The 23,818-nt window shown below is 36.2% G+C and carries 23 protein-coding genes and 2 tRNA genes; 3 read left to right on the top strand and 22 right to left on the bottom strand.

The window, feature by feature from the left end; all coding sequences use genetic code 11:
* Positions 1 to 105: 105 nt before the first annotated feature.
* The gene (locus ACFJGY_RS05460; RefSeq protein ID WP_379968887.1) at positions 106 to 2,130 is read right to left on the bottom strand and encodes a M13 family metallopeptidase; all 2,025 of its coding nucleotides are present in this window, start codon (positions 2,128 to 2,130) and stop codon (positions 106 to 108) included.
* 245 nt (positions 2,131 to 2,375) lie between these two features.
* Here ACFJGY_RS05460 and ACFJGY_RS05455 point away from each other — a divergent pair, with 245 nt between their 5' ends.
* Positions 2,376 to 3,986, top strand: coding sequence for a Na+/H+ antiporter (locus ACFJGY_RS05455; protein ID WP_379968884.1), 1,611 nt, complete (start codon positions 2,376 to 2,378; stop codon positions 3,984 to 3,986).
* A gap of 37 nt (positions 3,987 to 4,023) precedes the next feature.
* Here ACFJGY_RS05455 and ACFJGY_RS05450 read toward each other — a convergent pair whose 3' ends face one another.
* Positions 4,024 to 4,821, bottom strand: a complete 798-nt coding sequence (locus ACFJGY_RS05450) for a LytR/AlgR family response regulator transcription factor (protein ID WP_379968882.1) — start codon at positions 4,819 to 4,821, stop codon at positions 4,024 to 4,026.
* A gap of 172 nt (positions 4,822 to 4,993) precedes the next feature.
* On the opposite strand from ACFJGY_RS05450, the gene ACFJGY_RS05445 reads away from it, so the two are divergent.
* Together ACFJGY_RS05445 and ACFJGY_RS05440 are read left to right on the top strand one after the other, a co-directional pair.
* Entirely contained in the window at positions 4,994 to 6,139 is a 1,146-nt protein-coding gene (locus ACFJGY_RS05445; protein WP_379968880.1) for a hypothetical protein, read from the top strand.
* Positions 6,140 to 6,150: 11 nt separating this feature from the next.
* Complete coding sequence (locus ACFJGY_RS05440) at positions 6,151 to 7,998, top strand: glycoside hydrolase family 13 protein (protein WP_379968878.1); 1,848 nt, start codon at positions 6,151 to 6,153, stop codon at positions 7,996 to 7,998.
* 51 nt (positions 7,999 to 8,049) lie between these two features.
* Here the strand turns inward: ACFJGY_RS05440 and ACFJGY_RS05435 are convergent, their stop codons facing one another.
* From ACFJGY_RS05435 to ACFJGY_RS05340, 20 genes are all read right to left on the bottom strand, one after another.
* Positions 8,050 to 8,187 (bottom strand): GIY-YIG nuclease family protein, encoded by a 138-nt coding sequence (locus tag ACFJGY_RS05435; RefSeq protein WP_379968876.1) that lies wholly within the window; start codon positions 8,185 to 8,187, stop codon positions 8,050 to 8,052.
* A 95-nt stretch (positions 8,188 to 8,282) separates the two neighbouring features.
* Positions 8,283 to 8,522, bottom strand: a complete 240-nt coding sequence (locus ACFJGY_RS05430) for a GIY-YIG nuclease family protein (RefSeq protein ID WP_379968874.1) — start codon at positions 8,520 to 8,522, stop codon at positions 8,283 to 8,285.
* 39 nt (positions 8,523 to 8,561) lie between these two features.
* Positions 8,562 to 8,635 (bottom strand) — tRNA-Asp (locus ACFJGY_RS05425).
* A 31-nt stretch (positions 8,636 to 8,666) separates the two neighbouring features.
* A tRNA-Asp gene (locus ACFJGY_RS05420) sits at positions 8,667 to 8,740 on the bottom strand.
* A gap of 136 nt (positions 8,741 to 8,876) precedes the next feature.
* Complete coding sequence (trxA, locus tag ACFJGY_RS05415; RefSeq protein WP_379968872.1) at positions 8,877 to 9,194, bottom strand: thioredoxin; 318 nt, start codon at positions 9,192 to 9,194, stop codon at positions 8,877 to 8,879.
* Positions 9,195 to 9,262: 68 nt separating this feature from the next.
* Positions 9,263 to 10,435: a cysteine desulfurase family protein gene (locus ACFJGY_RS05410; protein ID WP_379968870.1), complete on the bottom strand. Its 1,173-nt coding sequence runs from the start codon at positions 10,433 to 10,435 to the stop codon at positions 9,263 to 9,265.
* 50 nt (positions 10,436 to 10,485) lie between these two features.
* A complete protein-coding gene (locus tag ACFJGY_RS05405; protein WP_379968868.1) occupies positions 10,486 to 11,073 on the bottom strand; it encodes an HAD family hydrolase in 588 nt (195 codons plus the stop codon).
* Between the two features lie 76 nt (positions 11,074 to 11,149).
* Positions 11,150 to 11,875: an SDR family NAD(P)-dependent oxidoreductase gene (locus ACFJGY_RS05400; RefSeq protein ID WP_379968866.1), complete on the bottom strand. Its 726-nt coding sequence runs from the start codon at positions 11,873 to 11,875 to the stop codon at positions 11,150 to 11,152.
* A gap of 101 nt (positions 11,876 to 11,976) precedes the next feature.
* Positions 11,977 to 12,357 (bottom strand): GxxExxY protein, encoded by a 381-nt coding sequence (locus ACFJGY_RS05395; RefSeq protein WP_379968863.1) that lies wholly within the window; start codon positions 12,355 to 12,357, stop codon positions 11,977 to 11,979.
* Positions 12,358 to 12,444: 87 nt separating this feature from the next.
* Positions 12,445 to 13,761 (bottom strand): FAD-binding protein, encoded by a 1,317-nt coding sequence (locus ACFJGY_RS05390; RefSeq protein ID WP_379968861.1) that lies wholly within the window; start codon positions 13,759 to 13,761, stop codon positions 12,445 to 12,447.
* Positions 13,762 to 13,841: 80 nt separating this feature from the next.
* Entirely contained in the window at positions 13,842 to 14,729 is an 888-nt protein-coding gene (locus ACFJGY_RS05385) for a decaprenyl-phosphate phosphoribosyltransferase (protein ID WP_379968859.1), read from the bottom strand.
* 88 nt (positions 14,730 to 14,817) lie between these two features.
* Complete coding sequence (locus ACFJGY_RS05380) at positions 14,818 to 15,513, bottom strand: OmpA family protein (RefSeq protein ID WP_379968857.1); 696 nt, start codon at positions 15,511 to 15,513, stop codon at positions 14,818 to 14,820.
* Between the two features lie 17 nt (positions 15,514 to 15,530).
* A complete protein-coding gene (locus tag ACFJGY_RS05375; RefSeq protein ID WP_379968855.1) occupies positions 15,531 to 16,022 on the bottom strand; it encodes a lipocalin family protein in 492 nt (163 codons plus the stop codon).
* Positions 16,023 to 16,128: 106 nt separating this feature from the next.
* A complete protein-coding gene (locus tag ACFJGY_RS05370) occupies positions 16,129 to 17,814 on the bottom strand; it encodes a S8 family serine peptidase (RefSeq protein ID WP_379968853.1) in 1,686 nt (561 codons plus the stop codon).
* A 12-nt stretch (positions 17,815 to 17,826) separates the two neighbouring features.
* Complete coding sequence (locus ACFJGY_RS05365) at positions 17,827 to 18,444, bottom strand: WbqC family protein (protein WP_379968851.1); 618 nt, start codon at positions 18,442 to 18,444, stop codon at positions 17,827 to 17,829.
* 342 nt (positions 18,445 to 18,786) lie between these two features.
* A complete protein-coding gene (gene lepB / locus ACFJGY_RS05360; RefSeq protein ID WP_379968849.1) occupies positions 18,787 to 20,460 on the bottom strand; it encodes a signal peptidase I in 1,674 nt (557 codons plus the stop codon).
* A gap of 156 nt (positions 20,461 to 20,616) precedes the next feature.
* The gene (gene dapB, locus ACFJGY_RS05355) at positions 20,617 to 21,315 is read right to left on the bottom strand and encodes a 4-hydroxy-tetrahydrodipicolinate reductase (RefSeq protein ID WP_379968847.1); all 699 of its coding nucleotides are present in this window, start codon (positions 21,313 to 21,315) and stop codon (positions 20,617 to 20,619) included.
* A gap of 145 nt (positions 21,316 to 21,460) precedes the next feature.
* Complete coding sequence (locus ACFJGY_RS05350) at positions 21,461 to 22,090, bottom strand: DUF5683 domain-containing protein (protein WP_379968845.1); 630 nt, start codon at positions 22,088 to 22,090, stop codon at positions 21,461 to 21,463.
* On the bottom strand, positions 22,091 to 22,981 hold the full coding sequence (locus tag ACFJGY_RS05345; protein WP_379968843.1) for a ParB/RepB/Spo0J family partition protein: 891 nt from the start codon (positions 22,979 to 22,981) through the stop codon (positions 22,091 to 22,093).
* 59 nt (positions 22,982 to 23,040) lie between these two features.
* Positions 23,041 to 23,814, bottom strand: coding sequence for a ParA family protein (locus ACFJGY_RS05340; protein WP_379968841.1), 774 nt, complete (start codon positions 23,812 to 23,814; stop codon positions 23,041 to 23,043).
* Between the last annotated feature and the right edge of the window lie 4 nt (positions 23,815 to 23,818).

Raw genomic sequence — 23,818 nt, 5'->3', positions numbered from 1 at the left:
AGAAATAACCTAATGATTAGTTATATAATTAATATCAATAAATTTTAATCACCAAAAAAAGTCCTGCGAAATTCACAGGACTTATTTATGATATCTGATTTTATCTTACCAGATTTTAACTCTTTCTTCCGGTTTTTTATAAAGCTTATCACCTTCTTTCAGGTCAAAAGCTTTGTAGAATGCTTCTGTATTAACCAAAGGCCCGAAACTTCTGAAGAACCCGGGAGAATGCGGATCTGTTTTTACCTGATTGCTAAGATACTTATCTGTTGATAAAGTTCTCCAAACTGTTGCCCAGCTAAGGAAGAATCTCTGATCCGGCGTATATCCGTCAATTTTACCAGGAGCTCCTTTATCTTTCAGGTACATTTGTAATGCGTCATAAGCGATGTTAACACCGCCAAGATCGGCAATATTTTCCCCGTTCGTGAATGTTCCGTTTACCTTCACATCTTTTGCAGGCTCATATTTGTCATATTGAGAAGCCAAACTTTTTGTTGCTTTCTCAAAGTTAGCTTTATCCTCGGCAGTCCACCAGTCGGTAAGATTACCATCGCCATCGAACTGAGCGCCGCTATCATCAAAACCGTGAGTCATCTCGTGACCGATTACCGCACCAATTCCTCCAAAATTAACAGCTGCATCAGCATTCGGGTTGAAGAAAGGCGGTTGAAGAATTGCTGCTGGGAAAACGATCTCGTTATTTACCGGATTGTAATAGGCATTGACAGTCTGCGGAGACATCCCCCATTCTGTTTTATCTACCGGCTTACCAACTTTTTCTAATTCTTTTTCATAATGCCAGTTGGAAACATTGACCAAGTTAGAATATAGCGTTCCGCCATCTTTTTCAGATTTAAGGTTCAGTTTAGAATAGTCTTTCCATTTGTCCGGGTATGCGATCTTAACTGTAAATTTATTTAGCTTATCAAGAGCCTTCTGTTTAGTTGTAGATGACATCCAGGTCAAACCGTTGATGTGAACACCAAAACTTTTCTTCAGATAATCGATATAAGTAAGCATCTGCGCTTTAGCTTCCGGCGTGAAATATTTCTCAACATATACCTTTCCAAAAGCCTCTCCTACAACACCATTAATCAAACCTAAAGCTCTTTTGTTCATTGCTCTCTGTTCTTTCTGGCCTTGCAGATATTTGCTGTAGAAATCAAACTTCATATCGTCCAATTTCTGATTAAGGTAACCGGCACTTCCTGATACCAGATTAAATTTCAGATAATCCTTGATCAAAGGAATGTTTTTCTCTGTCAAGAATGTATCAAGGTTTTTATAATAACCAAGCTCACCGATAATCACTTTGTCTGTTTTCACGCCAACCTCAGCAAGATATTTTGGAAGGTCTACATTTTTCACCAATGCTTTTAATTCCAGTAATGTTTTCGGGTTGTATTGTAAAGTAGCATCACGGATCTGCTCGTTTGTCAAAAGTGTTTTTGCCATTTTCTTTTCGAAATCAACAATTTGTCCTGCTACTACAGTACTATTTTTGTATCCGATCTCTGTAAGAACCTGTGCAACATATTTTTTGTACTCCTCGATAGTTTCTGTATTCTTCGGAGAATCTTTTTGGTAGTAATCTCTTCCAAGACCCAAAGATGCATCACCTAAGTAAACGGCATTCATCTTAGAATCTTTAAGATCGCCATCTACACCCCATTCATAAAAAGTATTGTCGCCTCTTTTGGTGGCATCAACAAGATATTTTTGAAGGTCTGCAAGATTTTTGATACCATCAATTTTAGCAAGATCTGCTTTAACGGGATTGAGACCATCAGCATTACGCTTGTTCATATCCATATAAGTCTCATAAAGCGCCTGTATTTTCTGCCCTTCGGTACCTGTTGCATATTTTTCTTTCAGAATGTTGTCCAAAAGTACAAGAGAATTATTATCCGTAGTTTCTCTCAACTGCGTGAAAGAACCCCAGCTTGGTTTATCCGCAGGAATTTTAGCAGTTTTCATCCAGGTTCCGTTGACATAGTTATAGAAATCGTCTTGCGGACGAACGGAAGTATCCATAAGATTAAGTTCCAGAGCCTGTTGCTTGCTCTGAGCAGAAACAGTGCTTACCAAAGAAGCTAACATTAATGCTGTAAGTGAGATCTTTTTCATTTCTTGATAGTAATATTTGTTCTATATGTATTGATAATGGGAAATTTGTTACAATTTGACATTCTAAATTATAAAACCTAAAAATAAAACTTATTAACCAAATACGCCTATAACTTACTTATAATTAATGTATTAATTTAAAATTCCGGCAATAGGATTTACTTTATAATTTAATTCTGTCAATATTTAGGATTTTAATTTATAGAATGATATTTTTACAATAAAATTAATCACGATTATATACAATGCATCATAACTTATTATTGATTCTGGCGTTATTGTTTTCCGTTTTCCTGATGGTAATGGTTGCCCGGAAAATGAAAATCGCCTATCCCATTTTTTTGGTTATCGCCGGATTGGTTATCAGCTTATTACCGGGCATCCCCGAGATAGAACTGGATCCTGAATTGGTTTTCCTGATCTTCCTCCCGCCTCTTTTATATGAAGCCGCCTGGTACACCTCCTGGAACGACTTCTGGAAATGGAAAAGGCCTATTTCTTTGCTGGCATTTGGATTGGTGTTTGCAACATCTGTTATTGTGGCTTATCTTTCTCGGGCTATGATTCCGGGATTTACATTGGCACTTGGATTTCTTTTAGGAGGCATTATTTCTCCGCCGGATGCTGTTGCTGCAACTACCGTTTTGAAAGGATTACCAGTCCCAAAAAGAATCGTAAGTATTTTGGAAGGTGAGAGTCTTGTAAATGATGCTTCATCTCTTATTGTATTCAGGTTTGCTTTGGCTGCGATTTTGACCGGGGGTTTTTCTATGCACGAGGCTGTCGGGCAGTTTTTTCTTGTTGCAGGGATGGGAATTGTCTTTGGATTAATTGGTGGCGGATTGATGTATCTGGTCCACCGTTTTCTTCCCACGACTTCGGCAATTGATGCGGCACTTACAATAATGACACCTTACATCCTTTATTTGGGCGCAGAACAATTTCATTTTTCAGGAGTAATGGCTGTGGTTACAGGTGGACTTTTCATCTCTTACAGATCTCACGAGATCTTCAAAAACGGCAATACACGTCTTAATATGCTTGGTGTCTGGACAACGGTCATTTTCGTGATGAATGCTATGGTTTTCATCTTAATCGGATTATCTCTTCCTTCAATTATTAATAAACTGGAAGAAGCATCGCTGATTCAAGGTATCAAATATGGTGTTATCATAAGTTTTGTTGTTATTGTCATCCGATTTTTATGGATATATCCGGCTGCTTTTGTTCCAAGATGGCTTTTCAAATCTGTAAGAAAAGAACAGAATCCCGGCTGGAAAGGTCCACTTGTAATTGGATGGGCAGGAATGCGAGGCGTGGTTTCTTTGGCAACAGCTCTTTCTATTCCCTATCTTTTGCCGGACGGAACGGCTTTCCCTCATAGAAACCTAATCTTATTCATCACATTTATAGTTATTTTCATAACGTTGGTTGTTCAGGGACTTACATTGCCTTTTATCGTCAAAAAACTGGATATCCCGCCGCTGGATGTTGTCTTGCCACAGGAACAACAGGAAGCACAGATACAGATCAGACTTAATAGACTGGCCTTAAATCACATTAATTCTAATTATACCGATATCCTGAAAAAAAGCAACCTGTTGAGAAATTATCAGATGCAGATATCTATGGAAACCGAGAACACCGAAAATCAATTAGATCTACTGGAATGCAACAATTGCACTTCGCAGGAAATCGATAAATTCGAAACGATATTAAAGGAAATCTATGACAGACAAAGAGTCGAGATCTTCCAGATGAGGAAAGAAAAATATTATGAGGATGAAGAAATTAGAAAAGCGGAAATGCAGTTGGACCTGAATGATCTCAAGATAAATCCTGATTTTCATTCATAACAAAAATAAAAAATCTCCGAATCAGGAGATTTTTTGTTTAATAACCTAACAATTCCATCACATCTTCTTTGTATTTTCTGCCTATCACAATAGTTTCATTACCAACTTCAACCTTGCTGGGAGAATATGAAGATATATTATTCTTATTAATGATGAAAGAGCGATGCACCCGCAGAAATCTTTCTTCCGGAAGCATAGCCTGAATCGCCGATATATTCTGTCGCACAACCAATTCTGTATTTTTCATTTTGATTCTTATATTATTACGTTGACTTTCAATGTAAACAATATCATTAATCAGAATTTTATGAATGGACTTATCTATCTTCAGATCAATAGATATTTCTCTGGTTTTATTAAGACCGATGTTCTGTTCTGCTAATTTTTCATGATCTTCCCTAAGGGTTTCAAAGCTGTGCAAAAATTGATAACCTAATGGAAGAATCGCAGCTATATTAATGTCCAAAGCTGTATTGATGATCTCAGAAGACACGAAAAAATTACTATGATTCCAATCGGGCATATAGGTTGGCTGTACATAGAAAAGCATCAATGGGCGTTGGATAACAACACTGATAACCATAACCAAGAGAATATACAAAAGAAAAAACTTCCAATACTTTTTCTTTGCAAAATATCTTGGAATCAAAATATACAAACTGATATATACCAACAACATCCTTGATGGCAGACAACTAATCTGTATCAGGATATTTCTCCCAAAATCATAATCGCTCAAGCCCCAGACAAATCCCCAAAACAGGACAAACAAAACCCAATACACAAAGTGTTTTAGTAAGGGATTTTTGCGATAGGTTAGAAAAATCAGGTTCATCTTTAAAAAGTTTTTTTTCAAATTTAATTCATTTATATCAAAACATTTTGTATTCTGTTTCAGTGCCATGTTTTCTGTCCCTTTTAATTAGTTGTCTGTCCCAAAACCTTGTATTAATAAGCCTTGACAGATATTTTTGTCGGTGTAATCTATTCTCAAAAATTTGCCTGTTATGAAATTTAAAACAATCATTATCACATTTTTTCTGGTTCAGTTTTCAAATGCACAACAAGAAAATGAAATTCAGGAATCCGTCCATTATCTGAAACAGAAGCACCAAAACCCTAAAGATTATGTCCTCTCAAAATTTAAAAATAACGACATTATTTTTCTTGGCGAAGATCACAGAGTCCGGGAAAATGTAGAATTTGTAAACCAGATGATTCCTCATCTTTACAAAAACGGAATTTATAATGTAGGCGTAGAATTTGGCGCCTCAGAACATCAGGAAGAGGTAGACTCTTTAGTCAATGCTAAAGAATATAATGAAAACAGGATAAGAAAAATTATGTTTGATTATAATTCCGGATGGGCTTATCAAGAATATATGGATCTCTACAAAGCAGCCTGGAAACTTAACCAAACCCTACCAGAAAATGCTAAAAAATTCAGGATCATTAATCTAAGTTATCAATATAACTGGTCTTCATTTTCCGGACAGAAAACGCCGGAAAATATGAAGAAAGTATTTTCTAAAGGCAACACAGAAACTTTCAGAACTTTAATTGTAAAGAAAGAGATTATTTCTAAAAATGAAAAAATATTGATTCTAACAGGTCTCAATCATGCATTTACAAAATACAGAAATTCGATTTATGATTACACATCTCCTGGATTTGTAAGGTTTGAAGAAGGTTATTTCGGCAATCTCATCTACAAAGAGTTTCCAGAGAAAACTTTTACCATAATCCTGCACCGTCCATTATACAATTATCCAAACAAGCTCCCCTATTTTGTAAGTCCCGGGAATGGCGCCATAGAAAAAATAATGCTCCAAGAGAATAATATGCCATTAGGTTTTGATTTGGCAGGGACACCGTTGGGCAACATCCGTGATGACAGTTCCTTTTCTATGGGATATCAGGGTTTCCGGTTATCAGATTTTATGGACGGCTACATTTTCCTTAAACCACTCAACCAACTTTCTAATTGCACGATTGATGAGGCTTTTCTTCCCTTGATTAAGGATCATTGGCAGGAAGCTCTGAAAACCATTCCCGACCCGACCTGGACACCAAAACCAAGCTCACCTGATGATTATTGGAAAGCAATCAAAGACTATTCTGACGTTCACTCGACCTATAAAAACATTCATTAAAAAATTAAATTATGAAAAAAGTATTTTTAATTATTATCACATTCTTATTCTCAATTTCAGTTTCTGCACAGAAAATAGAGCGGATTGAACCGGAAAATTGGTGGGTCGGGATGAAGTATGACACTATTACGCTGCTCATTTATGGTAAGGATATTTCCGATCTGCGTCCGGAGATTTCTTATCCTGATATCAAGATATTAAAAACCGAAACTGTTGAAAATAAAAATTATCTTTTTTTGACACTTAAGATCAATTCTACAGCAAAGTCAGGAAATGTGAAAATTGATTTCAGAAAAAACAATAAAATCATTTTGAGCAAAAATTTCCAAATTCTGGAACGTGACGCCAACAGCGCAGATCGGGACAGTTTTACTCAGAAAGATGCCATCTATTTAATCTTTCCGGATCGATTTGCCAATGGTGATCCCAAGAATGATATTTTTAATTCTCTAAATGAAAAAACGATTGACAGAACCGATGAAGACAAGAGACACGGCGGCGATATCAAAGGAATTGTGAATCATCTGGATTACATAAAATCATTAGGATTTACACAAATCTGGAACACACCTTTGACTGAAAATAATCAACCTAACTATTCCTATCACGGTTACGCTGCCACAGATTTTTACAAGATTGATCCAAGATTTGGAAGCAATGCCGATTTTAAAAACCTGGTCAAAGAAGCTCATAAAAGAAATATCGGCGTTATTTGGGATGCAGTTCTGAATCATTGCGGTGCAGAATATTATTTTGTAAAGGATCTGCCGGAAAAAAGCTGGTTAAACTTCCCTGATACAAAACTAAGAACCAACCATCTAAAATCAACAATAACAGACATCTACGCAACAGAAATCGACAGAAAAGAATATACCGACGGCTGGTTTGACGGACATATGGCAGACCTGAATCAGCGAAATCCTCTGGTTGCAAAGTATCTCATTCAAAATACACTCTGGTGGATAGAATATGCAGGATTATCCGGGCTAAGAGAAGATACATTCTCTTACACAGACAAGGATTTTCTGGCAAAATGGACAAAAACCATTCTTGAGGAATATCCAAAAATGAATATCACAGGTGAAGAAATGTCCAGAAATGCCGCACAAACTTCTTACTGGCAGATTGATAAAAAAAACACAGATGGATACCAATGTTACCTGCCGACAATGATGGATTTTTCTCTTAATGATAATATCGTTTCTGCACTCAACGGAAAAGAAAGCTGGTTTTCTAGCTGGCGTGATGTGTATCAAAGTGTAGCTCAGGATTATCTTTTTCCTCATCCGGAAGATCAGCTGATTTTTCCGGATAATCACGATGTGGACAGATTCTATTCCAGGATCAACAAAAATTTTGGACATTGGAAACTCGGGATTGCCATGTATATGACAATGCGCGGAATACCGCAATTTTTCTACGGAACCGAAGTCCTGATGACCAATGATAAACCAGGAAGCGACGGACAAAGGAGAAGTGATTTCTATGGCGGATGGAAAGGTGATACAAAAAATGCATTCAGCGAGACTGCATTAACTGATGAAGAAAAAGAAGCGAAACGTTATTTTTCAAAACTTCTGAACTGGAGAAAAAATAATTCGGCAATTACAAATGGAAAATTTCTGCATTATGCACCACAGCAAAATGACGTTTATGTTTATTTCAGATATAATGACCAGAAAAAAGTCATGATTATTCTTAATAAAAATATCGAAAATGTTACATTGGATATGAACCGATATAGTGAGATTATCTCCAATCAAATAAAGGTAAAAGACATTATTTCAGATAAAGAATTTGAAATAGAAAATACAATTATTGTACCTGCAAAAACGGCAATGATCTTGGAAATAGAATGATTAAAACTGATTAATGATAAAAACCTTTCAAATTTTGAGAGGTTTTTGTATTTAGATCGGACAGATTTTAAACGCATACTCTTTACCTTCAGAACCTAAGTGATACTCCAAACATTTCTCAACATCTTCGGAAAAACCTTTGTAGTAAACATCTGAACTTTCAGAAAATAAAATATAAACGTAATACATAAAAAAAGAGTCTCACTTTTTGTGAAACTCTCTGTCTGCGATCCGGACGGGACTCGAACCCGTCTCGTCTTCGGACGAGATGACAGGGCGGCATTCTAACCGTATATTAATTTTTCAATGGATTTCCTGTTAAGTCGCTTCAGTCGTTTCTCTTCAATCAAAGCTTCCTTTTTGTTAGCAAATTCTTTCACATAAACGATTTCCCAATCACCAACTCCAGAAGTAAATTTACCCTTGGAATGTAAATGATATTCCAAACGTTTCTCAACATCTTCGGAAAAACCTTTGTAGTAAACATCTGAACTTTCAGAAAATAAAATATAAACGTAATACATAAAAAAAAGAGTCTCACTTTTTGTGAAACTCTCTGTCTGCGATCCGGACGGGACTCGAACCCGCGACCTCCGCCGTGACAGGGCGGCATTCTAACCAGCTGAACTACCGGATCAATTTTTGAAAAGTAATTGATAAACTTTTTGCGATCCGGACGGGACTCGAACCCGCGACCTCCGCCGTGACAGGGCGGCATTCTAACCAGCTGAACTACCGGATCTTTTCACAACAACTAAGAAAACTATCTTCGTTTATTGTGGTTGCAAAAATACAACAATAATTAACATCTCCAAATTTTAAATTAAAAAAAACGCCTTCCAACAAGAAAAGCGTTCATTTTCAATTATATTAATTTCTTATAAGTAAGCATTCAGCTTTTCAGCGATTACCTCTTTTGGCGAAACGCCTACTATTTTATCTACTACTTCACCGTTTTTGAAAATCAAAACCGTTGGGATATTTCTGATTCCGTAATCTACAGAGATCTGCTGATTGTTGTCAACATCTACTTTTCCTACCACTGCTTTACCTTCAAAATCGTTTGCAATCTCTTCGATAATTGGTCCAAGCATTCTACAAGGTCCGCACCAAGCTGCCCAAAAGTCAACTAAAACCGGTTTATCTGAATTTAATACTGCTTCCTGAAAGGATTGATCTGTAATTTCTACTGCCATGATTTCTTGTTCTTTAATTAATTTTGTAGTACAAATTTACAAAATATATATTCTATTTTTTCTGTTGATTATCTATGTAAACTATCAGCTTTTTCTATAACGAATTGTCTCCCTATTTCTTCCAATGCATCTACCAAAGCATCGATATCTGATTTTTTTGTATAATGACTGAAAGACACTCGCAAAGGTGTTTTATTATCCAAGTCATCTTCTGACAAAACTGACATCAACACCATTGAAGGTTTTGAAGCTCCTGAACTGCAGGCACTTCCCTGAGAGATCGCAATACCTTTCATATCCAGCTGTAATCCAATCAACGGGTTTTTATAAGGAAGTAATACATTAAGAACAGTGTAAAGACTTTCATCTTCCGCACTTCTGCCATTGAATTTGATTCCGGAGATTCTTTCTTTTAATTGCTGGATAGCATAATGTTTAATATCAAGAATATGGTTTTTATAATCTTCCATTTTTTCCTGAGATATTTCCCAAGCCTTGCCCAAACCTGCGATCCCCGTTACGTTTTCTGTTCCGGCTCTCAGACTTCTTTCTTGTGGTCCGCCAGTGATGATTCCTTTCAATCCGGAAGATTTTCTCACGAATGCAAAACCAGAACCTTTGGGTCCGTGGAATTTGTGCGCGCTGCAAGAAGCAAAGTCAACCGGGATTTTAGAAAAATCCAAATCAATGTGAGCCATTGTCTGAACCGTATCTGAATGGAAAAGTGTATTATTTTCTTTGCAAAGATGCGCCACTTTTTCGATGTCAAGAATATTTCCAATCTCGTTGTTGGCGTGCATCAATGTTACCAATGTTTTTTTATCTGAGGACTTAAGAACCTCTTCTAGCTTATTTAAATCAAAATCTCCGTTAGAATCCGGTCTTAGGTAAACCAATTCCACACCTTTTAATTTTTTCATTTCAAGGCAGGTTTCGGCAACACATTTGTGTTCCAAGGCAGAAGTGATGATTCTCTCTACGCCGAGATAATTAACGGCAGATTTGATGATCATATTATTGGATTCTGTTCCACAAGACGTGAAAACGATCTCTCCAGGTGTCACTTTCAAAGATTCTGCAATCTTTCGCCTCACTTCTTCTAAAACGGTTTTGGCTTCCTGTCCAAGGCTGTGCGTGGACGACGGATTGCCGTAGTTGAATCTTAAAACATTGACCATACAGTCTATCACCTCATCGTCGAGAGGCGTAGTTGCAGCATTATCCAGATAAATTCTTTCCATTTTTAATTAGATTTGAAGCCCGAAAAAAGTTCGAAAATTAAGGTACTAAATTAGTGAAAAAATCGGTAATGCGATTCATTGGCAAACTTAAACATCGCTTTGTCTCCTGAAGTATCTCCGAAAGCTATGATCTTATCAAATTTTTTGTCTCCGATTTCTGCTTTTATTCTATTGACTTTTTCTTCCTTGTTACAATTTTTACCTACGAATCTTCCCGTAAAAACATCATTCTCGAACTCTGCCTGAGTGGAAAGCAATGTCATCTTGAATTTCTCTGCAAACGGTTTTACCCAAACGTCCAATGATGCCGAAACAATGTAAGATTCTGTATTGTCTCTGTCGATATTATTAATAAAATCCAAAGCATTTTCCCTGAACAGACCTGAGTAATTCTCTTCAAAAAACAATTTTGCTTTCTTCTCAATTTGATATCTTGATTCTCCTTTTAAGATGGATGAGATGAAACTTTTCTTTACCGCTTCTGCACTGGCCAATTTTAATTTTAATAAAATAAAAAGCGGAACGTGTTTCAGAAATTGAAACGAATATTTTGCAGGATTGTAAAACTTCAAAAACAAAAACATCGTGTCTTTGTAAGTGAGCGTTCCGTCAAAATCGAATAGATATAGTTTTTTCATATTTCAGATTTAAGGATTAAGTTTGAAGTTGTAGTTAGGAATTAAATTTACCTAAATTCTATTACCTTAAACCTTATTACAGCTTTAATTTCTTAAAGATAAATTCAGGAATATTTCTGATAATCATCATTATGACTGCCCAAATTGGTAAAACGTACGCCACATCTTTTTTATTTTTATAAGCTTTATAAATTCCTTCAGCAGCTTTTTTCGGAGATGCTGTAAGAGTTGGATTCAGTGGTAAACCCTCTGTCATTTTGGTATCCATAAAACCCGGTTTTACAGTCAAAACGTGAACTTTTTTATCAAAGAGATAATTTCTCAATCCGCTTAAGTAAGCTGTCAAAGCTGCTTTTGCACTGCCATAAATAAAATTGCTTTGTCTTCCTCTTTCACCTGCAACAGAAGATAGAACGATCATGGTTCCGGTTCTTCTGGATTCCATTTTCTTTGCAAAGAAATTAAGAACAGGAACTAATTTTGCATAATTGATATCAATAATTCTTTCCGTATTTTCATCGTCATAAAGTCCGTCTTCTGTACTCAAACCAAGAAACCCGGAAGCGCAAAATAAGATATCGGAATTGATGTTTTCCAAGGTTTTATAATCGATTTCATTCATCAGATCCATTAGAATAATCTCAGAGTTCTGGAAAAACTTCACCTGAATATGGTCTGCAAATTTCTCAGTCGTTCCCGGATTGGAACTCAACAAATAAATAGTTGGGAATTTTTCGCCTTTTGCAAGACATTCTTCTACGAATGCCTGCGCAACTTCGGAATTGGAACCAAGTACGATCATATTTAATTTTTTTTAAACGCAAGTTGCGCAAAGTTTTATCCTTTTATCCCTTCTAATCGATTCGCAAAGATGCTTCGCTCATCAAGGATTAATTATTTTTTTTACAGACCATTCACAATTCTTCTTACTCCATTTTTGAAAAAAGGAAGATTGAAGTTCAGAACCATTCCAAGTTTATATTTTCCTAATCTCAAATAATTTAATAATTGTGCTTCGAAAATATGCTGTCCCGATTCTGTGGCTGATTTCAATTCTACAATAACCTTTTCTTCAATTAACAAATCAACTCGAAAAGCATCTTGAATCAGCAAATCTTCATATTGTATTTGTAAACTTTTTTGTCGCTCAACGTTTAATCCTGACTTCTTTAGCTCATAATATAGACATTCTTCATAAACCCTTTCATAAAGTCCAGTACCAATTTTTCTATGAATTTTCAACCCGGCATCAAAAATAATTTTAGAAATTTCATTTTCGTTCATTTTTTTATTGTGTTTTTCTTTGGTGAGCGAAGCATCTTTGCGAATCGATTATTTCAATGAATTATACAATCTTTGCGCAACTTGCGTTTAATTTCTGCTAATAATTCTTTTATGCTGAAGTGATACAAACTTCGGAGAGTTAACGTTTTGAAGATAGTTGGTAAGAGATGAACGGCTCATACTGTCTTTGGTTAAATAAATTCTTCCGCCGAAATTCTCTACAATTGTGTCGAGTTGATCGACTAATTTCCTTAATCCTTTATTAACCTTGAAATCCAAAGCCAACGTGTAACCTTCGACAGGAAAAGAATTATAGGTCTTAGGATTATTCTTTCCGAAAAGTTTCAAAACAGCCAGGAAAGAACCGTTCCCGCTTCTGGCGATTGTTTCAAGGATCTGTTTCATTCCTTCTTTTCCGTTTTCTTTTGGAATTACCATCTGATATTGAATAAATCCGTTTTTTCCGTAGATTTTATTCCAATCATTGATAACATCCAAAGGATAGAAAAAGGTCTCATAATCTATAAAATTATTAAGTTGCTTTTTTGTCTGTTTGTTATAATAAAGGAAATTAAAAATCTTAATACTTAAAGAATTAAGCACAAATCCGGGAAAATAAAACGGAACAGTCGGTTTGAATTTTTCTTTCAGTCTTAAAGATTTTTTTTGAAGGCTGGATGTTAATTCGGCTTTCAAAGCGTGTTCGCCTCTCATTAAAATCGAACGTCCAAGGTTTTTCCCTTTTTGAAAACAATCGATCCAAGCCACATTGTACGTCCAATCCTCGCTTTCATCAAACAATCGGAAAACCTCATCCAGATTTTCTGCTTTGATGCTTTCTTGTCGGATGTAAGAAGTTTCTATATTTTTCAGTTTGAATTTAGCTGAGAGAATGATTCCGGTAAGTCCCATTCCGCCAATCGTAGCCCAGAATTTGTCTGAGTTTTGTTCGCGTGAACAAGTAATGACTTCGGTATTTTCATCCATTAATTTAAATTCAATCACATATTCTGAAAAGCAGCCTTCTGCGTGGTGGTTTTTCCCGTGAACATCAGAAGCGATTGCGCCTCCCACGGAAATATATTTGGTTCCAGGTGTCACATAAAGAAAGTAACCCTGCGGAACAGAAACTTCTAAAATTTCTGACAAAAGTACACCGGATTCGCATTCGATAACGCCATTGAGTCTGTCAAAAGAGATAAATTTATTAAGTCTTTTGGTAGAAAAAATATGTTCTCCAAGAGAAGCATCGCCATAACAGCGGCCATTTCCTCTTGCAATAACTTCGTTATTTTCTTTTACAAACTTTTTAATCTTCGAAACAGAATCATCTGACCGCATTTCTTTTTCTACAACCGGAAAATTTCCCCAATTGGTTACTTTTTGTATAAAATTCGGTTTCATCTGTTGTTTCTTATTTTTTTAAAGATCAAAATTAATCGCCTTAATTTCTTCAAACTCATATCTATTTTTGACCAGCGATATTATTTTTTGAAATAGATCTGCAACAGGAAAACTATGACCCAAAGGACAATTGTAATCTGTATATATCGGTCTTTGTAAACTATTTTGGTTGGAGATTCGGTTTTGTTGTAGACTAAGGTCTGCTGCAAATATCTTAAGAATGCAAAAACCACGAAAATAACGGTATAGAAAACTCTCGGATGAAATCTGGCCTGAACTTCCGGCGACAAGGTAAACATCAAATAACAAATAATTGCCAGAGTACAGCTGATAGAAAGCGCGATATCTGCAAACTGAACATTATAACCATCAAGTGCCTTTCTTGTCTTTCCAGAGATCTGAGCATTGATTAACTCTCCTCTTCTCTTTCCAATTGCCAAAACAAGTGCTAAAACAAAAGTTAGTAGGATTGCCCAATTTGTCACTATAATTCCCGTTACATACCCGCCTGCTAATACTCTCAGAACAAAACCAATTGCAATGATACAAATATCGACAATTGCAACTTGTTTTAACTTGAATGTATAGAAAAGATTCATTACAAAGTAAAATCCTATGATGACTCCAAATTTCCAAAAATTGGTGTGGAAAATATAATTCCCGATGAAGACAGAAGCTATAGATAATATTACTAAAAATGCAAATAAGAATTCTGCTTTTCTTTTTGAAACAGCACCGCATGCCAAAGGACGGTTTTTCTTTTCCGGATGTCTTTTATCCGATTCTATATCAAAATAATCATTGATGATATAAATAGAACTTGCCGTAAAAGAGAAAACCAAGAATGCAAAAATACTCTCGTAGAATAAATGAGTATTTGTGATCTTCCCTGAAAAAAATAACGGTGCAAAAACAAATAAATTCTTAACCCATTGTTCTACCCTTATTAATTTTAAATAGTTTTTCATCAATTGTTTCAATATTCTTACAAAAGTAGCATTAAAATAAAAAAACCGCAAATTGCGGTTTACTATTTATTGGAAAATAAAATAATTATTAATTTGATCCAGCCTGAGCCGCATCATTAATCATTTTTTCATTTGCTGTGATTGCAAATTCTACCCGTCTGTTTTGTGCTCTGCCAGCGTCGGTATCATTTGTTGCAACAGGATTAGCTTCTCCCATACCCTGAGGGAATAATCTTGTAGAAGATACTCCGGCAGATGAAAAATAACTTTTCACTGCAGCAGCTCTTTTATCGGATAAACTCAAATTATAAGAATCACTACCAACACTGTCTGTATAACCATAGATATTAATATTGGTATCAGGATTATTTTTCAAAACTGTGACTAATTTATCAAGATTAGTTTTTGCAAGACTTGTTAATGTAGATGAGTTGAAGTCAAAATTAACTGTATTTTCGTGCAATGTCACTTTGATACCTTCTCCTACTCTTTCCACTTCTGCTCCAGGTAAAACTTCTTTAATCTCTTTGGCTTGTTTATCCATTTTGTTACCAATAACTCCACCGGCAACTCCACCAACTACTCCACCCAAAACAGCACCCAGCGGCGCATTACCACCTTTTCCTATGTTGTTCCCTAAAATACCTCCAAGAACTGCACCTGCCGCTGTACCGATAGCCGCACCTTTTTGAGTATTGTTGGCATTTTGTACTGCTTCACAACTTGTCAATAACAAAGATCCCGAGATCATAAAAGCAGCAACATTTAATTTATTTAATTTCATTTTATTTGGTTTATTGATTATTTGGTTCTTACAAAATTATAACGGATATCCATTGGTTTTCCTTCAGCCGTCACAGACTGTACCAATGTAAAAGTGGTTGCAGTTGGATTTTCAAGCATAAGTTTGTAACCTCCTGATACTTTTTTTGCTTTTTCGCCTTCACCAACTTTTTTAATGGAAACAACACCGGTTTTATCTACACTGAAGGTAATATTCTGGATTCTTTCCGGACAAGCAGCACTACCGTGCAACGTGTAAGTTCCTGTATAATTATTAGGAATAAAAGTCCACGAACTACCAACAAAACAATTAATGCTAACACCTTCGTCAAAAGGTTTCACACTGAATTCTTTGTTATAATCTACATTACTAATATCCCATTGACCCTTAAGTTTCATAACGTCAGAACGTAAAGTTTGTGCTTCGCCAGCGCTTAAGCCGCTCTTACTAGCACAAGAAGTAACCAGCAAAGTTGCGGATACCACCCCTAAAAAAAATAATTGTTTCATAGTTTTAAAATTAATACTAAGTTATTATAAAAAATTATGCCAAAGGCAAAAAATAAAAAATCTGAGAAAATTCTCAGATTTTTTATTTAGTTATAAGATTATTTTTCTAGAGCTTGCTCTTATCAATTGATTTGTTAAGCTTTTGTTTTTTCTCTTTTTTTGTAGATTTTGAAGACGCATTAGACTTATAAAAATTATTATAAGCATATTCTGCAGCTTTTGCTACATCTATAACACCTGCAGATCTTGACAATTTATCAAAACCGTTAGTAGTATTTGCATTCGATGTTTTAACCAGTGATTCTATGATTTGATCTGGTTTTAGATTTGGCATGTAAGCCAGCAAAACTGCGGCAGAACCCGCAACTACAGGAGAAGCCATAGATGTCCCTTGCAAATACTCGTATTTACCATCCGGAACCGTTGAATAGATTTTATCTCCAGGTGCAAATACATCCACCATTTTCGCATCATAGTTAGAAAAACTTGCTTTTAATGCATCTGCGTTATTAGTATTGGCACCTACAACAATCATATTGCTAATAAAAGGTTTTTCATCCATTGGCGATTTGAAATTGGTAGGAAAATATTGATGATCGGCAATATCTTCATTTTCATTTCCGGCTGCTTTCACCAAAAGAACCCCTTTGCTTTCTGCGTATTTGAAAGCATCCCAAACCACGTTTTTACCAGGAGAAACTGGTTTCCCAAAACTCATGTTAAGGATTTTTGCACCGTTATCAACTGCATAACGAACAGCATTTGCCACATCTTTATCTCTTTCGTCACCATCCGGAACGGCTCTTACTGTCATAATTTTCGCAACTCTGGATGCAACGCCGTATTGGTTTTCCGATCCGTTTGCTAGGCCTGCGATGATTCCCGCAACGTGAGTTCCGTGTTTTGCATCCGGACCTTCGTAATGATTGTTACCATATTTTTTTTCAGAATAATCATCGTAATTATCACCAACGATAGATGCTCTCGGGTCAAAATCCAGGTTGAAACCTTTCTCGGCTTGCGGTGTAAAATAATCCAAAGCTTCTTTCATCTGATCTTTCAGATATTTTTCTACTTCAGCGGAAGATTTACCGGCAATCTGCGGATCATTGGAAACCTGAGAAAGAACCTGCATTGCCATCGCTTCCTGCTGATTTGCAGGTTTGATACCTGCCAAATTTTCTTTGGTAAGGTTTTTCCCGTTCAGCAATTTTACCATATCAGGAATGGCGTTGTTGATCATTGTATAAAGCTGAAGGTTTTGTTTTGCTTCCTCACCTTTTTTGGTGAAGATTTCTTTGGACTTCATATACATTGCAAATTCTTCCGGCATTTTGGTTTGATTCTCCTTATTTTTTGCAGAATCATCGCCTTCGAAAACTGGTTTGTATTTTTTTACCACACGGGTAACTTCCATATTATCAACATCGATGTCGCCGTTTTTTCCGCCTAAGAAATTCCAACCGTAAACATCATCGATATATCCGTTTCCGTCATCATCTTTTCCGTTGTTTGGGACTTCATTCGGATTTTTCCACATATTTTTTGCCAATCCCGGATGATCCACTTCTACACCGCTGTCCAAAACGCCTACAACAACTGTCTTTGGTTTAAGACCTTTAGATTCCAAGAATTTATAGGCATTTTCCGTATTTACACCGTAAACTTTTGTTGTTGAGTAATCTTTATGATACCACGTTTTTAAATCCTTATCATTTTCCGGAGCAACTGTTTGTGCTGCAATTATTGCAAATCCACTATAAAAAGCAGCTGCTATCAATATTTTTTTCATATTTAAATATTATTAATTGATTTTGATATTTTTAATATATGTCAGACTTTCGGGTCCGATGTTACAAATCAGATCCAAAATTGAAAGATCTTTTAAAAATCCGTTTTTATCGGAAAAGCTTTGGTAATATTCCGGCATTTCTGTTTGTGACTCTGATTTGGCAGAAAACTTCTCTCTGTAATTTTCTGATTCAGGTGTTTGGAAATATTCTTCTGTCAGCGTAAAATCCTTTTCAGTTTTAAGAATGTTAAGAATGACTTTCAAAGCTTTCAGATTAAATTCTACTAATGAATCTACTTTTTCTTCGAAAATACTTTTCAGTTTATCTTCATAATACTCAAAGTAAGGCGTGCTTTGGTAAGCTGTTTTGATGGATTTCCAATGGAGTTTCTGCCAGTCTTCTGTGAAAGAAATTTCGATATCTTTCAGCTCTCTTTTTCCCGTATGCTTGATGGGGATGATGAGTGGTAATTTCCCGTTTGCACCATAGATTACTGCGCGGTTTCTATAGGTTTGTTTTGGAAAATTCTCAAATTGTTCGAAAATAATTTCGTTTTCGGGATCCAAAAAAACTGAGAACCATGAAATGGGTGGTAAATAAAATATGGGTAAAAGAATCTTGTTATTCATACTTGTTATAAAAGCAATCTTAGATATCTGCTGAAAAATTAAACGCAAAGTTCGCAAAAGATTTTTCCAGAATTAACTGATTTTAATGTTTGCAAAGGTGTAAAACTCAGCAAAGATAAAAAAGCTTTTAAAAACTTAGATAGTTATTAAACTAAAAACTTTGTCAAAGATTTGGAACTTTGACAAAGTGTTGTATTTTTATTTGGAAGACAAATCCCATAGCCCCGATAGAAACGGCATCCTTTTTTGTCATTGCGAGGGATGAAAGGTCAACAGATTGCGTCACGTTGTTCGCAATGACAAAAAAGATATAGTGGATAGCGGGATCAGCTCCTGATTATATTAATCTTCTTCCTTTTTTCTTTTGAACATATTGGCAAAGAAATCCCATCCAAAAAACAGCACCAAAATCAGAACGGCAACCCACCAATACGAAGTTTTATTGGCTTCTCCTGTGTTGGTTGCTTTGAACATCCTGTCCCAACGGATTCTTTTACCAGGTGCCTGATAAGTAGAACTCGCATCTGAGAATAATCCTTCAACACTTAACCATGTGAACATTGGGCGACCAACGATATTCTCCTCCGGAACGACTCCGAAGAATCTGGCATCCAGAGACGCATCGCGGTTGTCACCAATCATCATATAATAATTCTGTTTGATGGTGTATTGGTTGGTTTCCTGCCCGTTGACATAGATTTTCCCGTTTTTGTTTTCGAGTTTATTATGCTCATATTCTGAAATGATCCATCTGTACATCGGCAATGATTCCTGATCCAATTTTACAATGTCTCCTTTTTTCGGAATTCTGAGCGGTCCATAGAAATCTTGGTTCCAAGATTTATTGATTGGATAAATACAATTAGAAGTATCTATTTTTTTTGATAAAAGTGCATTCCCTGCTTCGTCTCTCAAAACTGTTCCTCCAGTATCTTTTAAAGGGAAATAAGCTATATCGTTCTTCCCTTTTTCGAGAATATCTTCTTTGATTTCCTCTATATTCGGAATATTTTTGAAATCTTTTGCAACATCAGCTGTCAAGCCTTGGAATACATAAATAAAACCGCCACCTGTTTGCGGTTGATATTCCTGAACTGGTAAAAATCCATAAGCCTTGTACAAAGAAGGAATATCTAACTGACTAGATGCTTTTACTATATATTTATGCTGCTGTTGCTCATCACCAAGAATTTTTTCTGGAGCATTGTTCACAAATAATCGACCTGCACGGAATTCTATCACATCACCAGGAATCCCGATACATCTCTTTACATAAGGATCTTTTCTGTCAATTGCTGTGTGAACAGAATCCTGAGGATAATTGAAAACTACAATGTCATATCTTTTGATTTCATCATAACCAGGGATTCTCAAATAAGGTAATTTCACCGCATCAATGTAAGATTTCGGGTCATCTTTTGGGTTTCCTTTTTGTCCTGTATCGAAAATTGTTCCTTGTAAAAATGGTAAAGCTACAGGTCTCATCGGCATTCTGTAACCATAAGCCCATTTGTTCACAAAAAGAAAGTCTCCGACAAGAAGTGTTCTTTCCATAGATCCCGTCGGAATCCCGAAAGGCTGCGTGATAAAAGCGTGAATAATCGTTGCAAAAACGATAGCAAATGTCACAGACCCCAAGAATGTTTCTTTCTTTTTGCCTTCCTCCTCTTCTTCTTCAGTTTCTACCTGCGGATCTTTGCTATAATTGACAGTCGCCATAAAAATGAATGGCAGAATCACCGTCAATAATCCGTTTACAAATCCTCTTTTCCCGAATTTTTTCATCAGAAAAATATGAAAAGCCGACATCATAATCGGACCAACAATTGGCAGATAAGATAAAATTGCCCACCATTTCGGATGGTCTGTTTCTTTTAAAATGATGAAATAATTGTAAAAAGGAATAAAAGAAAATAATGGATTATAACCCATTTTCTTGAATAACTTCCACGTTGTAAGTCCCATCAATACACTGATGATGAGAACATAAATGGTATAAGTAATGATGTAATTCATAATATAGCTTTTCGCTTTTGGCTATCAGCACAGTGCTTCCAGCTTTTGTATTTGTATAATTAGTTTTTGGTCTGCTGTTTTTGTTACAGAAATAATTGAGCTGAGATTGAAATTAATTTTTCCCAAAAAACTAAAGGGAGAGTTAATTCTATAAAACTATAAGTCTAAAACATCTTTCATTGCGAAAACACCCTTTTTATCAACGATCCATTCTGCTGCGATAACTGCACCCAAAGCAAATCCGTTTCTGTTGTAAGCTGTATGTTTTATCTCGATCTCATCGACTTCTGATCTGTAAAAAATGCTGTGAGTTCCCGGAACTTCATCTTCTCTGATCGCAAAAATTCCCAATTCCTTATCTTTGGTTTCGTCCAGTTTCCAGGCTTCGAAGTTTGAATTTGAAATAATTCCTTCTGCCAGGGAAATAGCAGTTCCGCTTGGAGCATCTAACTTGTGAATGTGATGGATCTCTTCCAGCTGACAATTATATTCAGGGAATTTATTCATCATTTTAGCAAGATTTTCATTCAGTGCAAAAAAAAGATTTACGCCTAAGCTGAAATTAGAGCCGTATAAGAATGCGGTGTTATTTTCTAGAGCGATTTTTTCGATTTCCGGCTTTTGATCCAGCCAGCCGGTTGTGCCGCAGATAACTGGGATTTTATTTTCCAGACAGGTTTTTATATTTTCAAAAGCTACTTCCGGGTTAGAAAATTCTATAACAACATCCGGATTATTCAGGTTTTCGGGTGTTGGCGTTTCGCGCAATCTTGCCACGACTTCGTGACCACGATTTTGGGAAATCTCATCGATTATCTTTCCCATTTTTCCATAACCTACTAACGCTATTTTCATTTTCTTTTTTATTGTTTTAAAGCATTAAAATCTCGCCGATTTGGCAGATTAAGCAGATTTTGTTTTAATTTAATCTGCAAAATCAGATTGATCTGCGAGAAAAATATTTTTATACTTCTATCTTTTTTACGTTCTATTATTTACTTCAAAATTTAAAACTAAAACTTATTCCTGTTTTTGCATAAGAGTTGCCAAACTGATCATTAATCATTGTGGGTGTAATTGCCAGATCCGGATCGTGACGACCTTCATATAGATGCGCATCTACAACGGCATCCACAATGTTTAGAATATAAATCAAAGCAGAAATCCCAATAGCATAATCACGCTGTCTTTTGGAACTATCCTGTGCATTTCCCAGAACAGTTTTATCAATCCCATTGATTCCTGAAAACTCGTGCGGCAGTCCGTTCAACTCCGCTACAAAGGCATTCCTGTATCGTTTGTATTGTTTGTCATTCCAAAGGGCAATTCCAATTCCGGTTCCGACAGCACCCCAAACGATTGGAATCTTCCAGTATTTTTTGTTGTAAAATTGTCCCAATCCCGGCAAAACTGCAGAATACAAACCCGCTTTTGAAGGGCTTAGTTTGGTGACTTTTGGCGGTGCATTTTTTTGATCGATATCCTGTATCACCTGTGCTTCCGAAAACGGTTTCGCTGCAGGAATACTATCTTTCGGATGATTTTCTACACGGATTGTATCATTTGGATTTACCTGTGAAAAACCTAAACAAAAAGAAAAGAACAAAAAAATGGTGGTTAATTTCTTCATCTATCTAATGTGAGCAAGAATGTTTTCCAGCTCTTCTTCGTTTTTAAAATCTAAAACGATTTTTCCTTTTTTCCCGTTTGCAGAAGTTTTAATTTCTACTTTCACATCCAAAATATCAGATAATGTTTTCTGAGCTTTCTTGAAATGATTCGGAACGATGGACTGCTTCACCACTTTTTCTGTATCCTGAGAATTTTTCATAAGGCCTGCCAATTGTTCGGCCTGTCTCACGTTCAGTTGTTCTTTGATGATCCTGTCAAAAAGAATCTGGCGTTTCTCGTCTGTATCTAGTCCCATCACTGCACGCCCGTGACCTGCAGAGATCTGACCGCTTCTGATCCCATTCTGAATATCCGGGGATAATTTTAAAAGACGAACGCTATTGGTAATCGTACTTCTCTCTTTACCAACACGCTGGCTAAGATTTTCCTGAGTCATTCCAACTTCGTCCAACAATCTTTGATATGTCAAAGCCACTTCGATGGGATCAAGATCTTCCCTTTGGATATTTTCCACCAAAGCCATTTCCAGCAATTCCTGATCGTTTACCAATCGGATATAAGCCGGAATAGTTTCCAGACCGGCAATTTTGGAAGCGCGATAACGTCTTTCTCCGGAAATGATTTCGAATTTCTGTCCGTCTTTTCTAAGCGTAATGGGCTGAATGATGCCTAAGCTTTTGATAGATTCGGCAAGGTCATTCAGTGCTTTTTCGTCGAAATAAGTTCTTGGCTGATTGGGGTTCGGGTAGATATCCTCGATAGAAATTTCCACGATATTTCCTACCAGATTTTTAGCACCTTCATCCGAAGCGGAGTTGATATTGGTCTTGCTTTCGGCATTCAAAATTGCACCTAAACCACGACCCATTGCTCTTGTTTTGTCTTTCATTTTTTATAAATGATGATTGATAAATGATAAATGATGATATTAAATCAACAAAAACATTTCTAATTTTTAATTAATTTTTCGTTTCTCAGCAGCACTTCTTCTGCAAGCTGAATATATTGGATTGCGCCCTTACTTTCTGCATCATAACTCAGGATACTTTCTCCAAAACTTGGCGCTTCGCTTAATCTAACATTTCTGCTGATAATCGTTTCGAAAACCATTTCCGGGAAATGGGAATTCACTTCTTCTACAACCTGGTTTGATAATCTCAAACGGCTGTCGTACATCGTAAGAAGCAGGCCTTCTATATCCAGATTAGGATTATGAATTTTCTGAACATTTTTGATGGTATTCAATAATTTACCCAGACCCTCTAAAGCAAAATATTCACATTGGATCGGGATAATTACAGAATCTGCAGCGGTCAAGGCATTGATAGTAATCAAACCTAAACTCGGTGCACAATCGATGATGATATAATCGTATTGGTCTTTTATAGATTTCAAAGCTTCACGCATCATATATTCTCGGTTGTCACGGTCTACCAATTCTATTTCTGCAGCTACCAAATCTATGTGAGACGGGATAATATCTACGTTTGGCGAAGTTGTAGGCAAAATACATTTGGATGCTTCTGCACTGTGCTCCAATAGATGATAGGTAGAAAAATTGATTTCTTCAACACCCAAACCAGAACTTGCATTAGCTTGTGGATCCGCATCTATTAAGAGAATTCTCTTTTCCAACACGCCCAAAGCCGATGCCAGATTAACAGCCGTAGTGGTTTTCCCAACACCACCTTTCTGATTTGCAACACCTATAATTTTTGCCATAAAC

Origin of the sequence: Epilithonimonas sp. UC225_85 (assembly GCF_042695135.1) — a bacterium.
Taxonomy (GTDB): domain Bacteria; phylum Bacteroidota; class Bacteroidia; order Flavobacteriales; family Weeksellaceae; genus Epilithonimonas.
Note: the sequence above shows the minus strand (reverse complement) of the source record. Positions and strands in the feature narration are given on the sequence as shown.